Source organism: Paenarthrobacter aurescens, assembly GCF_025421775.1.
GTDB lineage: Bacteria > Actinomycetota > Actinomycetes > Actinomycetales > Micrococcaceae > Arthrobacter > Arthrobacter aurescens_B.
This window is the reverse complement of sequence record NZ_JAOEFX010000527.1, coordinates 1-252: the sequence shown is the minus strand read 5'-3', so window position 1 is coordinate 252 and position 252 is coordinate 1. Positions and strand designations below refer to the sequence as shown.

The following is a 252-nucleotide window of genomic DNA, read 5'->3' as shown; positions in this document are numbered from 1 at the left end:
ACCCCCTTAATGACCTTCCCTAAAAAAGTTCTTTTTTGTTGAATCCTGATTCAACCATATTCGTGGGAGGAAATTGGCTCAGACGGGTATCTTTTCAGTTTCCTACCCGATTTTATCTAAAATACATGATTAATTTTGTTTACAAGCCATGCCGAACAGCATAGGCAGCAAGCTGGACGCGGTTATCCAGCTGAAGTTTCTCCAATAGGTTTTTGATATGATTCTTTACCGTATTTTCTGCAATGATAAGTC

The 252-nt window shown here is 38.9% G+C and carries 1 protein-coding gene; it reads right to left on the bottom strand.

The features are described from left to right. Nucleotides 1-139: 139 nt before the first annotated feature. Entirely contained in the window at nucleotides 140-244 is a 105-nt protein-coding gene (locus N7568_RS24630) for a LuxR C-terminal-related transcriptional regulator (protein WP_368736534.1), read from the bottom strand. Nucleotides 245-252 lie beyond the last annotated feature (8 nt).